The 13,140-nt window shown below is 49.4% G+C and carries 16 protein-coding genes; 9 read left to right on the forward strand and 7 right to left on the reverse strand.

The window, feature by feature from the left end:
- Positions 1 to 390: 390 nt before the first annotated feature.
- Together D9T21_RS02475 and D9T21_RS02480 are read left to right on the forward strand one after the other, a co-directional pair.
- Entirely contained in the window at positions 391 to 1,401 is a 1,011-nt protein-coding gene (locus D9T21_RS02475) for a trypsin-like peptidase domain-containing protein (protein WP_377908574.1), read from the forward strand.
- Between the two features lie 82 nt (positions 1,402 to 1,483).
- Entirely contained in the window at positions 1,484 to 1,957 is a 474-nt protein-coding gene (locus tag D9T21_RS02480; protein WP_123323576.1) for a hypothetical protein, read from the forward strand.
- Between the two features lie 13 nt (positions 1,958 to 1,970).
- Here the strand turns inward: D9T21_RS02480 and murA are convergent, their stop codons facing one another.
- From murA to mlaF, 7 genes are all read right to left on the reverse strand, one after another.
- The gene (murA, locus tag D9T21_RS02485) at positions 1,971 to 3,233 is read right to left on the reverse strand and encodes a UDP-N-acetylglucosamine 1-carboxyvinyltransferase (protein ID WP_123323577.1); all 1,263 of its coding nucleotides are present in this window, start codon (positions 3,231 to 3,233) and stop codon (positions 1,971 to 1,973) included.
- 18 nt (positions 3,234 to 3,251) lie between these two features.
- Positions 3,252 to 3,509 (reverse strand): BolA family protein, encoded by a 258-nt coding sequence (locus D9T21_RS02490; protein WP_105936574.1) that lies wholly within the window; start codon positions 3,507 to 3,509, stop codon positions 3,252 to 3,254.
- Positions 3,510 to 3,530: 21 nt separating this feature from the next.
- Entirely contained in the window at positions 3,531 to 3,824 is a 294-nt protein-coding gene (locus D9T21_RS02495; protein WP_240622056.1) for an STAS domain-containing protein, read from the reverse strand.
- 2 nt (positions 3,825 to 3,826) lie between these two features.
- Positions 3,827 to 4,459, reverse strand: coding sequence for an MlaC/ttg2D family ABC transporter substrate-binding protein (locus D9T21_RS02500; protein WP_123323631.1), 633 nt, complete (start codon positions 4,457 to 4,459; stop codon positions 3,827 to 3,829).
- A gap of 96 nt (positions 4,460 to 4,555) precedes the next feature.
- Complete coding sequence (mlaD, locus tag D9T21_RS02505; RefSeq protein ID WP_105936572.1) at positions 4,556 to 5,026, reverse strand: outer membrane lipid asymmetry maintenance protein MlaD; 471 nt, start codon at positions 5,024 to 5,026, stop codon at positions 4,556 to 4,558.
- Between the two features lie 14 nt (positions 5,027 to 5,040).
- Positions 5,041 to 5,817 (reverse strand): lipid asymmetry maintenance ABC transporter permease subunit MlaE, encoded by a 777-nt coding sequence (mlaE, locus tag D9T21_RS02510; protein ID WP_105936571.1) that lies wholly within the window; start codon positions 5,815 to 5,817, stop codon positions 5,041 to 5,043.
- Entirely contained in the window at positions 5,814 to 6,614 is an 801-nt protein-coding gene (mlaF, locus tag D9T21_RS02515) for a phospholipid ABC transporter ATP-binding protein MlaF (RefSeq protein ID WP_105936586.1), read from the reverse strand. Before mlaF ends, mlaE begins: the two co-directional genes overlap by 4 nt.
- A gap of 649 nt (positions 6,615 to 7,263) precedes the next feature.
- Between mlaF and D9T21_RS02520 the strand changes: the two genes are divergently transcribed.
- From D9T21_RS02520 to D9T21_RS02550, 7 genes are all read left to right on the forward strand, one after another.
- Complete coding sequence (locus tag D9T21_RS02520) at positions 7,264 to 8,220, forward strand: calcium/sodium antiporter (RefSeq protein ID WP_123323632.1); 957 nt, start codon at positions 7,264 to 7,266, stop codon at positions 8,218 to 8,220.
- Positions 8,220 to 9,200 (forward strand): KpsF/GutQ family sugar-phosphate isomerase, encoded by a 981-nt coding sequence (locus D9T21_RS02525; protein ID WP_123323578.1) that lies wholly within the window; start codon positions 8,220 to 8,222, stop codon positions 9,198 to 9,200. The genes D9T21_RS02520 and D9T21_RS02525 overlap by 1 nt, the downstream gene beginning before the upstream one ends.
- A gap of 5 nt (positions 9,201 to 9,205) precedes the next feature.
- Entirely contained in the window at positions 9,206 to 9,754 is a 549-nt protein-coding gene (gene kdsC, locus D9T21_RS02530) for a 3-deoxy-manno-octulosonate-8-phosphatase KdsC (protein ID WP_123323633.1), read from the forward strand.
- Positions 9,751 to 10,314: an LPS export ABC transporter periplasmic protein LptC gene (lptC, locus tag D9T21_RS02535; RefSeq protein WP_123323579.1), complete on the forward strand. Its 564-nt coding sequence runs from the start codon at positions 9,751 to 9,753 to the stop codon at positions 10,312 to 10,314. The genes kdsC and lptC overlap by 4 nt, the downstream gene beginning before the upstream one ends.
- Positions 10,283 to 10,855: a lipopolysaccharide transport periplasmic protein LptA gene (gene lptA, locus D9T21_RS02540; RefSeq protein WP_123323580.1), complete on the forward strand. Its 573-nt coding sequence runs from the start codon at positions 10,283 to 10,285 to the stop codon at positions 10,853 to 10,855. Before lptC ends, lptA begins: the two co-directional genes overlap by 32 nt.
- Positions 10,852 to 11,577 carry an LPS export ABC transporter ATP-binding protein gene (lptB, locus tag D9T21_RS02545; protein WP_105936567.1) on the forward strand — a complete coding sequence of 242 codons (726 nt, stop codon included), beginning with the start codon at positions 10,852 to 10,854 and terminating at the stop codon, positions 11,575 to 11,577. Before lptA ends, lptB begins: the two co-directional genes overlap by 4 nt.
- 67 nt (positions 11,578 to 11,644) lie before the next feature.
- A complete protein-coding gene (locus tag D9T21_RS02550) occupies positions 11,645 to 13,123 on the forward strand; it encodes an RNA polymerase factor sigma-54 (protein WP_123323581.1) in 1,479 nt (492 codons plus the stop codon).
- The last annotated feature ends 17 nt before the right edge of the window (positions 13,124 to 13,140 follow it).

A 13,140-nucleotide genomic window follows, 5' to 3' on the forward strand; every position in this document is an offset into this window, starting at 1 on the left:
CTGCAGCTAATATACACCGTCAGACCGGCCTACGAGCCGGGATCTCCTTAACCGACTGTCTACCCGTAAATATTCTTTTGAATGAGTAAAACTGTTCAGAAGATCCCCGCTCAAGAGCATGCGGGGATGACGGAGGCGGTGCATGCAGGGATGACAGGGTCATAAGGGATGAGGAAAGTAACGAATGATGAGTTAATAGAAACGTTAGCCCCGATTACATAAGTTGTTTGGCAAAACTACTTATAACCTTCCTGACGAAAATGTTATGATTATCGTTATTATTAATCTCTCTGGGTTGTGGCAGGCCCAACGTCAAGCAGAATAAGAATTAACGTGGCGAGCAGACAACTCTTTTCATATATTTTTCGTTCAGTCTTTTTAGGGCTGGTAGTGGCATTACTTATCCTGTTTCTGGTGCCGGATTTACGCCAGGGTACCGGCTTTGGCACCAGTTGGTTAGCGCAAACGCCACAAAGTGCCAAGCGTGAAACATATTATCCGGCCCTGAGTCGCGCCGCTCCTGCTGTGGTTAACATCTACAGCGTCAGTATTGAGAATAACCCCAATTATTATAATCAGGCGCGGCAACGCACCAGTCTGGGATCTGGCGTTATCATGACCGAATCCGGTTATATCCTTACCTGCCATCACGTTATTAAAGACGCCAACAGTATTTTCGTAGCGCTGCAGGATAACCGGGTCGCCGAAGCGCAAATTATCGGTTCCGACCAGCTTACCGATTTAGCCGTACTCAAAGTGAACGAAAATAACCTGCATGTTATCCCCCAGTTAGAGGAGCCGGATTTACGTGTGGGTGATGTGGTTATGGCCATTGGTAACCCTTATAACCTCGGTCAAACCATCACGCAGGGTATCGTAAGCCGCGCCGGCAGAACCGGTCTTTCCAACAGTTACGTTGATTTTATTCAGACCGATGCGGTACTTAACCAGGGTAACTCTGGTGGTGCACTGGTCGACAGCAACGGCTACCTGGTAGGTATTACCAACGCTAATTTCCAGGTCCGTGATGAACGTCGCGGCACTTACATCGTCGACGGTATCAACTTCGCGGTTCCTTACGAGCTTGCAGTACGGGTGATGGAATCGATTATCACCAATGGCAAAGTCACCCGTGGCCAGTTAGGTTTTATCGGTGAAGAGTTACGCGGCGGCCCCGGCATTGAGGTAAAAGCAGTAGCAGCCAATTCGCCCGCTGCGCAGGCCGGTTTACGCCCGGGCGACATAATTATGTCAATTGATGGCATTCGCCTTGAGAGCGCCTCTAAAGCACTGGATATGATAGCGGAAACCCAACCCGGCACTGTGCTGGAACTGGAAGTCAGCCGCAATGCCAGCTTGTTTACTATGCAGGTCACCGTGGCAGAACTTCAACTTCAGTAGTGTTTTACTAAAAAACTTACGCTGTTTTTGAATTACTCATCTATTATTTAGGTAATGGATCTGCAGTTCAGGAACAATTTTAATGGTAGAAGTGATTACCAGGGTCGACTCCAGCCCAAGCCTTAAATACGGGAGTTACTCCATTCATATCAGTGGTAACCTGTTGTTGTTGTTTTTTCGTGGCACCTGGTCGGAAAAATGTGCGGCAGATTATATTCGCGACGTTTCCCGATTCCGCCACGAGCAAGGTCTTAATCACTTTGCATCCATAGCTATTATCAGTGAATGGCAACTGGGCACGCCCGAAGCGATTAATATGGTGTCTAATGTGATCCGCCGAGGCGCAGAGATGTGCATGGTGGCGCAATTTCTTCTTGCAGAAGGTAACAACCATCTATCGTTACATATCGCACGGCAAAATGTTGAAAAGGCTTTTCCCGGTGCCATTACCGGCGCTGCTCTGGATGACTTCCTACCCGCTCTCGACAAACATGGAATTCATTTTGACGAACAGCGGGTACGAAATATTCTGGCCGCTAATGACCGGTGTGATTAGCAGGTAACGCAGGTTATTCGCTAACCCGCGATACTACTGCGCCCAAACCACCTAGCTTGTGCTCGATGGCTTCGTAGCCACGATCCAGGTGATAAATGCGGCTGATATGGGTTTCACCCTCGGCGACAAGTCCGGCAATGATCAGACTGGCTGATGCTCTTAGGTCGGTTGCCATTACGGGCGCGCCTTTCAACGAAGACTCACCTTTACTTACCGCACTGTTAGTTTCCAGCGCGATTTCCGCGCCCATGCGCTGTAACTCAGGCACATGCATAAAACGGTTTTCAAAGATGGTTTCTGTAATCACGCCGGTGCCTTTTGCAACGGCATTAAGCGCCACAAACTGCGCCTGCATATCGGTAGGAAAGCCCGGGTGAGGCGCGGTTTTTACTTTTACAGCAGTTAACGGCGTGGTGCGACGGTCCAGCTCAATCCAGTCTTTACCGGTTGTAATCACTGCCCCGGCCTGTTGCAGTTTGGATAGCACAGCATCAAGTGTTTCTGGTGCCGCATTTAAGCATTTAACATGGCCGCCGGTTACAGCCGCGGCAACCAGGTAGGTTCCGGTTTCAATGCGATCCGGCAATACCGCGTAATCGCAGCCGTTTAGAGCTTCAACACCATGAATTCGAATCTTATCGGTACCGGCGCCTGAGATACGTGCGCCCATGCTGTTCAGGCAGTTGGCCAGATCAACAATTTCCGGCTCCCGGGCGGCGTTTTCGATAACTGTTTCGCCATCGGCCAGGGCCGCGGCCATCATCAAATTTTCGGTAGCCCCAACACTCACGATATCCATGAAGATACGCGCGCCTTTCAGGCGACCATCAACACTGGCACGTACATAGCCTTCATCTACATTGATAACAGCGCCCATTTTTTCCAGGCCTTCCAGGTGCAGATTAACCGGTCTGGCACCAATGGCACAGCCACCGGGTAAAGACACATTGGCCGTGCCTAATCTGGCCAGCAGCGGGCCGAGCACCAGAATGGATGCGCGCATAGTACGCACTAATTCATAAGAAGCGGTATCACTGGAGAGTTCAGCAGCATGCAACAGTACGGTATTGGTGTCCTGTTGCTCTACGCCTACGCCTAAGTCTTTCAACAGCGCCAGCGTGGTGCTGATATCTTTAAGTTGAGGAACGTTGCTGTACCTGCAGGGCTGTGCCGTTAGCAAGCTGGTCATTAATAATGGCAAGGCGGCGTTTTTAGCGCCAGAAATAACCACTTCGCCATTCAAGGGCGGACTTTTTTTAATAATGAGTTTATCCACTGGTGAATCCTGCGTGGGTTATTGCGGCATATTAAACTGACGCTCGCGCTGCCAGTCTTTTTCAGTAAAGGTTTTAATCGATACAGCATGCATTGAACCATCGGCAATGAATGCATTTAGAGGAGCGTATACCGCTTGCTGGCGTTTCACCCGGCTCATTTCTGCAAAGGCATCGCTCACCGCAATTACGGTAAAGTGTGAGCCGTCACCTTTGACATAAACTTCGGCTAAGTCGAGTTTTTCTTTCAGTAAGCTTTCAATTTCTTTAGTGTCCATGACTCTCCGGCAGTATGGTTTTTACCCGACCGGCAATACGTCGTCGAGTTCGCTGATTTTTGCCAATTTAAGCATTTTTTCCGGCAGGTTGCACAAGGTAATTTTAACCCCTTGCGCATTTCCCTCGCGAATGGCATTGAGTGTCCATGCAAGGCCGGCACTGTCGACTCGCTGCACATCCTGAAAGTCCAGTTCGCAATGTTTAGCAGCGCGCAGGCGCTGCTGTTCACTATTGCCCAGCGAAGACCACCATTCCTGGCTCAGAGTCTGACGATCCAGAGCGCCGTTGAGCTTGATGGTTTGTTTATCGGCCACTATTAATCTGCCTCACGGGTACTGCCATCCAGAGATTTCAGCTGGATAGGCTTAGCGATGCGCTCGCGCATGATTTCAATTACTTTTTCAATGCCTTCAGTACGCATTACCGGCTCATACTGCTTGATTTCGTTTTGCAGCATGCTGATACCTTCGGCAACCATGTCGTAAGCTTTCCACTCTTTATCCTTTTTACGCACTTTAAAAGCCACTTTAATGTCCGGACGTTCGCCATCACGGATAAGTGCACGTACGGTTACCGTTTTATCCCCTTCAAATTCCTGTGGTGGGGAAAACAGCACTTCCTGGTCATCGTAATAGCTCAGTGCATCAGCATAGCTGGTTACCAGATACTGACGAAACACACGAATGTATTCGATCAGTGTCTCGCGATCGGTTTTCTTCATATCGAAATATTTGCCCAGTACTTTAAACGCACTGTACTGGTAATCGATGTAGGGCATCAGTTCTTCGTCCATAATGTCGCGAAGGATTTCAGGGTTAGCGGCAATTTCCTGCTTTGAGGACTTAATACGCTCAAAGGTACGGTTACCGACCTGCTCCACCATTTTATACGGGTCCTGGCTATTGACCTCTGGCAAAGAATCCTGAGCACTTACCGGCAGGACAACCATCACCAGTAATGTAAAAAATGCGGCTAATTTTGCTTTCAACTTCTCTCTCCTAACCTGACAATGCGATGCTTATTAATAAAGACCGGCTTGTTGTCACTATTCTTCACTATTGCGGCTGAACAGGAACTGACCAATCAGTTCTTCCAGCACTAACGCTGAACTGGTGTCCTCGATATAGTCACCTTCAGCCAGATTCTCAACCCCATCGATGGTAAATCCGGGTTCAAAACCAATATATTGTTCGCCGAGTAAACCAGAGGTCAAAATTGACGCCGAACTGGTTTCCGGAAACTCGTTGTATTCACTCTGGATAGTTAACTCAACGACCGGACTATAATCGTCTTTATCCAGCTTGATTGCATTTACGCGACCAATGGTAACGCCGCCCACTTTTACCGGTGAACGAACTTTCAGGCCACCAATGTTTTCAAACTTGGCATACAGGGTGTAGGTATCACCGTCGGTTACCACCGTCTGATTAGCTACCTTTAACGCCAGCAGTAACAAGGCTGCGATAGTCATTAAGACAAACACACCTACCATTAATTCCGTTTTATAACGATTCATCGTACCCAGCCCCCTTATTCAATACCAAACATCAGGGCGGTGAGCACGAAGTCCAACCCTAATACTGCCAATGACGAAAACACCACGGTTTGTGTGGTTGCCTGACTGATACCTTCTGAGGTTGGTATCGAATCATATCCTTTAAATATGGCAATCCAGGTCACAACCAGGGCAAATACGAGGCTTTTTATCACCCCATTTATGACATCTTTGTCCCAATCGACGGTTGCCTGCATAATTGACCAGTAACTGCCGGCATCAACGCCCAGCCAGTCAACGCCAACCAAGTGGCCGCCAAGTATGCCTACTGCAGAGAAAATGAGTGCCAGCATAGGCATGGCTATCATACCGGCCCAAAAGCGTGGCGCGACCACACGGCGCAGCGGATCCACCGCCATCATTTCCAGACTGCTTAATTGTTCAGTGGCTTTCATTAAGCCAATTTCGGCGGTAAGCGCAGAACCTGCGCGGCCTGCAAATAACAGGGCGGTTACCACGGGCCCTAACTCACGCAGCAGCGACAGCGCTACCATGGGACCCAGGCTGCCTTCTGCACCGTAGTCGGTAAGAATGGTGTAGCCCTGTAATGCCATAACCATGCCGATAAACAGGCCTGACACAATAATAATTGCCAGTGACTGCACACCCACCACATAAAGCTGGCGGATGGTTAGCGGGATATTTTTCAGGCTGGGCGCAGCAAACAGCGCGCCGAACAGCATTAATCCAGCCCGGCCGGAGGCAGCTACCCGTTCCAGAGTGTGGCGACCGGTTTGTTGTATCCAGTTCAATCGCTTTCTCCCAAAAATGCTGCTCGTAAATCATCCGCCGGATAGTGAAACGGTACCGGACCATCTGCCTTGCCCTGCAGAAATTGTTGTACCAACTCTGAATCACTACCTTTGATTTGCTCGGCGGTGCCCTCCCCGATAACCCGCTGGTCGGCGAGAATATAGATATAATCGGCGATAGTCAGTACCTCGGTAACATCGTGGGTTACCACAATACTGGTGAGGTTAAGGGCATCGTTAAGCTCGCGGATCAGCTTTACCAGCACGCCCATGGAAATCGGGTCCTGGCCGGCAAATGGCTCATCGTACATAATTAAATCCGGATCCAAAGCAATTGCTCTGGCCAGCGCTGCCCGTCGGGCCATACCGCCGGATAGTTCACTGGGCATCATTTGCGCTGCCCCTCGTAACCCTACAGCCTGCAGCTTAAGAGCAACGATAGTGGCGATGATAGATTCTGATAATTTTGTGTGCTCGCGCAGCGGAAAAGCGACATTATCAAACACGGTCATGTCGGTGAACAATGCGCCACTCTGGAACAGCATGCTCATGCGACGACGATTATGATAAAGCGCTTTGCGACTCATTGCCGGGATGGACTCACCGTCAAAGGTAATATCGCCACCGTCAGGAATGAGTTGTCCGCCTATCAGCTTAAGCAACGTGGTTTTACCTATTCCACTCGGGCCCATCACGGCAGTGATTTTGCCTTTGGGCACACGCAGTGAGATGCCGTCATAAATAACGCGCTCCCCACGGGAAAAGGTCATATTTTTTACGTCGACTAAATAGTCCATGTTACTTTGCATTTCCTGTGCAGGCCTTAGCCCTGAAGCCTGGTTACACTACCCGACTTCGGTTTATCTGTTCCGCGTTCATTGTATGACGGTTTGCTTATTCTGCCTAAACCGAAAAGGTTACAATTTATATCACGAACGCCACTGCAGGATATAGCCTACCAGCGAAGTATATTAGATTTTCATTATCCTGTTATTCGCCCGGAATTTCCGTTTTATTTAACGAATAACATTGTTCTATGCTGTAGAATAGAAGCTGAATCTTCGCTGAAGCTGTTACCAACTTAAGTGCAGAGGATTCTACCATAGTATAAGTCGATTACATACATTCATGTAGGTATATTTAATAACCAGTTGCGCATAGCGTTTAATTCAGCGTCTAATCAATTACTTGCCAATTGCTATCAAATAGCACCACGGTTAACTCTGTGACACTCTACACAAGCATACGTTCCATGACGATGCGACTTGAGCACAGAAAAGCTCCGTCTTTAGCCATTAAAACGCCCCGCAGGTTTATAAAGTTCACTTGATATATATCGCCCCGCCTTTAATAAGACCGTGTTTACGCGTTTTTCTGTCAGGCTAAACATAGGAATAAGCGCATTTTTTTGCGAGAATACAACTTTCGATGGAAGCAGGTTTTGTTGTGATACTTCAGGTAGCTATTTTTCTGGCCGGACTCGCGGTACTAAGCTGGAGTGCCGACAAATTTGTTTACGGCGCTTCTGCCCTGGCCAGGAACATCGGCATCTCTCCCATGATGATTGGTCTGACGATTGTGGCCATGGGTTCGTCGGCACCGGAGATTGTGGTTTCAGCGGTGGCGTCGATCAACGGTAATCCAAACACCGCAGTCGGTAATGCGCTGGGTTCCAATATTACCAATATTGGCCTGGTACTTGGTATTACTGCCCTAATCAAGCCCTTGCTGGTATCGTCGACAACCCTGAAACGGGAGTTCCCGTTATTGCTGGTAATCAACCTGATTGCTGTTTACTTCCTGTATGACGGTGAATTGTCTTCGTTGGAAGGCATCATTCTTATTCTGCTGTTTATTTTTGTGTTAGCCGGGATGGCCTGGATTTCTCTGCTGGTCGACAAAGGCGATCCGCTGATGAATGAAACCAGCGATGAAATTCCCAACGCAGTGGAAACCTCACATGCCGTGCTCTGGATAGGTCTGGGGTTAGTGCTGTTGCCGGTGAGCGCTCAGTTTATGGTAGACTCCGCCGTGCATATTGCACGGTACTTTGGCATGAGCGATTTGGTGATCGGATTAACCATTATTGCCCTGGGCACCAGTTTACCAGAACTAGCGGCCAGTGTAGCCGGTGTGTTGAAAGGCGAAGACGACCTCGCCCTGGGTAATGTCATCGGCTCTAATATTTTTAATTTGCTGGCGGTACTCGGCATGCCTGGGCTAATTGCACCAGGTATCCTTGATGAAAACGCCGCACATCGGGACGCGCTGGTGATGCTGGGACTGACCCTGCTATTATTAGTGTTTAGTTTTAATTTCCGTGGGACACGACGAATCAACCGTGTCGAGGCGGCCCTGCTAGCAGGCTGCTACCTGGGTTATCAGTATTGGTTATTTGCCTAATGACATCACAACAACAATCTTCCTTTATTGAATCAGCCAGGCGCGTTGTCGCAATCGAACAAGCCGCCATTGCCGCGCTGGGCGAACGCTTTGATGAGCGTTTTGTGAAAGCCTGCGAGCTACTTAAAAACTGTCAGGGTAAGGTGGTAGTAAGTGGCATGGGTAAATCAGGTCATGTGGGTAACAAAATTGCCGCCACCCTCGCCAGCACTGGTACGCCGGCATTTTTTATGCACCCGGGCGAAGCCAATCACGGCGATCTGGGCATGCTCGGTTCTAACGATGTGCTGTTAGCCATTTCCAACTCTGGCGAAACCGGTGAACTACTCAATTTGCTGCCCGTAGTAAAACGCCTGAATGTGCCGGTGATAGCCATGACCAACCGCGCAGACAGCACCCTGGGCAAACATGCCGACGTGGTACTCGACATTGGCGTAGAACAGGAAGCCTGTACGCTGGGCCTGGCGCCAACCACCAGCACCACCGTAACGCTGGTAATGGGCGATGCCCTGGCGGTGGCCCTGCTGGACGCCAATGGCTTTACCTCAGATGACTTCGCGCTCTCGCACCCTGGCGGTAGCCTGGGCCGTAAATTACTGCTTACCGTTGCAGACATTATGCTGACCGGTGATGAAATTCCACTGGTCCCCGAGCAGGCAACAGTCTCTGAAGCATTACTGGAGATATCCCGTAAAGGCCTGGGCCTAACCGGCATTACCGATACAGAGCGCAACCTGCTGGGCGTATTTACCGACGGGGATTTACGCCGCTTGCTGGATGCCCGGGTGGATATCCACAATACCCGCGTAGAAGAAGTAATGACCCGTGGGTGTAAAACCTCGCGCGGTGAAGACCTCGCCGTTGAGGCTCTTAACTTAATGGAACAATATAAAATCAGCGCCCTGTTGGTGGTTGATGATAACAACCAGCCAGTGGGTGCGTTTAACATGCACATGCTGTTAAAAGCGGGAGTACTGTAATGAGCATGGTAAAAACCCTGTATACTGAACTTCCCCATGCTTTTTACCAGCAACTGCAACAGATTAAGCTGTTGGTTTGCGATGTGGATGGCGTATTCTCAGATGGACGCATTTATCTGGGCAATCAGGGCGAAGAATTAAAGGCCTTCCATACCCGCGATGGCTATGGCGTTAAAGCATTGGTAAATGCTGGCATTGAAGTGGCGGTTATTACCGGCCGGCGTTCAGCTATCGTTAAGGACCGTATGACATCATTAAAGGTGTCACACATTATTCAGGGTGAAGAAAACAAGGCCGATGCGTTGGCTGAGTTAATCACCTCGCTGGGGCTTAGCCGTGAACAGGTAGCTGCTATTGGTGATGATATGCCGGATACCGGCATGTATACCCACAGCGCGGTTAACATTGCGGTGAAGGATGCGCACCCACAGGTTATTGCGCAGGCAAACTGGGTAACCACCCTGCCGGGCGGCTTTGGAGCGGTAAGGGAAGTGTGTGACACCCTGCTGCAGGCCAATGATAAGTTAAAAGGCATTCTAGGAGCCAGTGTATGAGTAAAGTAGGGCTGAGCATTGCCTGCCTGTTTATTCTGGCCACACTGCTTTACCTGCCCGGGTTTCTGGCTGAAGAACCAGTGATCACTCCGGATCAGGATGTACTGGCTATTACACCGAGTTATAAAGCCCGTAACCTGACCACCACGTTATATAACGAACAGGGTCAGCGCGTACACGAAGTGTTTTCTTCCACCATGGAAAACTACGAGCAACTGGGCTTTGTGCTGTTTTTAGCGCCGCAGTACACCATTTACCAGGAGTCTGGCGAGCCGCCCTGGCAGGTAGTCGCCGACGAAGGGACGTTGTATGATAACAACATGATACAACTGGAAAATAACGTAGTGATTGTGAGTAAGGACCAGGCTGACTTTGTACAGCGGGTAACCACAGACTACCTTGAGATAGATTTGGACCAACAAACCATGGTGTCCGACGCCAGGGTGGAAATTTCGGGGCCTGATTTCCTGATATTTAGTAACGGACTTCGCGCCAACCTATTGAATAAAACTTATGAGTTGAATCAACATGTGCAAACGACTTATTCCCCTGCTAACTAGCCTGTCGCTGGCGCTCGCGCCGGCTGTGGTCATGGCAGCCAAGTCTGATTTCAAAAAAGACATCGAGGTGTTTTCCGAATCCCAGTTCCTCGACGGTAAAAATAAAAAGTCGATCCTGATTGATAATGTTCAGGTTACTCAGGGCTCGTTGAGCATTAAGGCCGACCGGGTAGAAGTAGAAGCTGGCGGTGGCAAGGGCAAGGAAATATTTATCGCTACTGGCAAACCTGCTGTATACAGCCAGACTCTGGACGATGGCCGGGTTGTGGAAGCCCGTGCATTTGAGATCCGTTATGAAGTGGCGAATCGCACTATTTCGCTGGCCGGTGATGCCGAATTGAATCAGAATACCAGTGTCGTAAAAGGTGAAACCATCGTTTACGACATGGAAAAAGAACAACTTAAAGCCACCGGTGACGGCAGCGGCAGTGAAGATGGCCGGGTGCGTACCGTATTTAGTCTGGAAGATATTGAAGCCGTACGCAACGAAAGCAAGGCCAGCGATAGCACAGATGATCAACAGGATGACGACAACGAATGACCACCCTGACCGCCACCCACTTAGCTAAGTCGTATAAGTCCCGGCAGGTAGTAAGGGATGTCAGCGTTGAGGTGTCTGCCGGCCAGATTGTTGGCCTGCTTGGCCCCAATGGCGCAGGTAAAACCACCACCTTTTACATGATTGTAGGCCTGGTGGCGCTGGATAAGGGCGATATTCGCATCGACGAGATGGATCTGACCCGCCAGCCCATGCACGAACGTGCCCGCAACGGGATTGGCTATTTACCCCAGGAAGCCTCTATTTTCAGAAAGTTAACGGTTTTTGACAATATCATGGCAATATTGCAGACACGCAAAGACCTTTCTTCTGCCGAACAGCAAAATGAAGCAGACGCCCTACTTGATGAATTCAATATCAACCATATACGTAATAGTACAGGGATGAGTTTGTCGGGAGGAGAGCGGCGACGGGTAGAAATTGCCCGGGCACTGGCGGCGAATCCGAAATTTATTTTGCTCGATGAACCCTTTGCGGGAGTTGACCCAATTTCGGTTAATGATATAAAGAAGATCATACAACATCTTCGTGACCGCGGAATTGGTATCCTGATTACTGACCACAACGTCCGGGAAACCCTCGACGTCTGTGAGAAAGCCTATATTGTGAGTCAGGGCGAATTAATTGCCCAGGGCACTGCCGAACAGGTTTTAAGTAATCAAAAGGTCAAGGATGTATACCTGGGTGAGCAATTCAGGCTATAGTTAGATACATAAAGACAACAAGTTTTGTCCCTATCAATAACAAGCAAGGCGTTAAGAACAGAAGTAGATGAAACCATCTTTACAGCTCAAATTTAGTCAACAACTTACTATGACGCCACAATTGCAGCAGGCGATTAAACTGCTGCAACTATCTACCCTGGATTTACAACAGGAAATCCAGGAAGCGCTCGATTCGAATCCGTTACTAGAAGTTGATGACAACAGCGACAACGATACGGTTGAGAAAAGTAAACTCGATGCTGAAGCTGATGCCGCAGCAACCGCCAGCACCGATACCAGCATGGACACTAACGAGGCCCTCGAGAAAAACGAGTTGCCCGACGAATTACCCATCGACAGCACCTGGGATGAATATTATTCGGCCTCTTCAGCGCCAGCTCCCGGCCCTGCATCCAATGACGATGAAAATGTTTTTCAGGGTGAAACCACCGACAATATTCAGGACCACCTGCTCTGGCAAATGCGCCTCACGCCCTTCAGTGATGTAGACCGTGCCATTGCCATTGCCATTATTGATTCGATTGACGAGTCAGGATATTTAACCGTAACAGTTGAAGATATCCTGCAGAGCGTCAATACTGAAGATATGGAAGAGCCGGTTGAAGTCGACGAAATTGAATGCGTGCTTAAGCGGATCCAGATGTTCGACCCGATTGGTTCAGGCTCACGTACCCCGCAGGAGTGTCTACTGGTCCAGTTAAAACAATTTGCTCCCGACACGCCATGGCTTAAGGAAGCAAAAATCCTTATCGAAGACTATGCCGACCTGCTGGGCAGCAAGGACTACCGCACCTTAATGCGTAAGTCGCGCCTGAAGGAAGACGATTTGCGTGAAGCAATGCGCTTACTGCAAACCCTTAATCCGCGTCCGGGCAGTGCCTTAATTACTCAGGAGCCTGAGTACGTTATTCCCGACGTATCGGTAACCAAGAAAAAAGGCCGTTGGGTGGTTGAACTCAACCCCGACAGTCTGCCTAAACTGAGCGTAAACCAGCAATATGCTGCGATGAGCCGTCAGGCTCGCAACAGCTCAGATTCGCAGTTTATTCGCTCGCATATGCAGGAAGCCAAATGGTTCATCAAGAGCCTGGAGTCGCGTAACGAAACCTTGCTCAAAGTTGCTAACTGCATTGTGCAGCAGCAAATGGGCTTTTTCGAACACGGCCCGGAAATGATGAAGCCTATGGTCCTCAATGACGTAGCCGAGATGGTTGATATGCATGAATCTACCATTTCGCGGGTAACCACCCAAAAGTATATGCACACCCCCCGCGGTATTTTTGAGTTGAAATATTTCTTCTCCAGCCACGTTGCCACCGAGTCTGGCGGAGAATGTTCATCCACTGCCATCCGCGCTCTGATTAAAAAACTGGTTGCCGCCGAGAAGCCCAGTAAACCACTAAGCGACAGCAAAATTGCTCAATTGTTGGCCGAACAAGGTATTAAAGTTGCCCGGCGGACAATAGCAAAATACCGGGAATCCTTGTCGATTCCGCCGTCTAACCAACGCAAGAGCCTTATTTAGGCCGAAATATAAGGAAG

The organism is Marisediminitalea oceani, assembly GCF_003731635.1.
In the GTDB taxonomy this organism is placed as follows: Bacteria; Pseudomonadota; Gammaproteobacteria; order Enterobacterales; family Alteromonadaceae; genus Alteromonas; species Alteromonas oceani.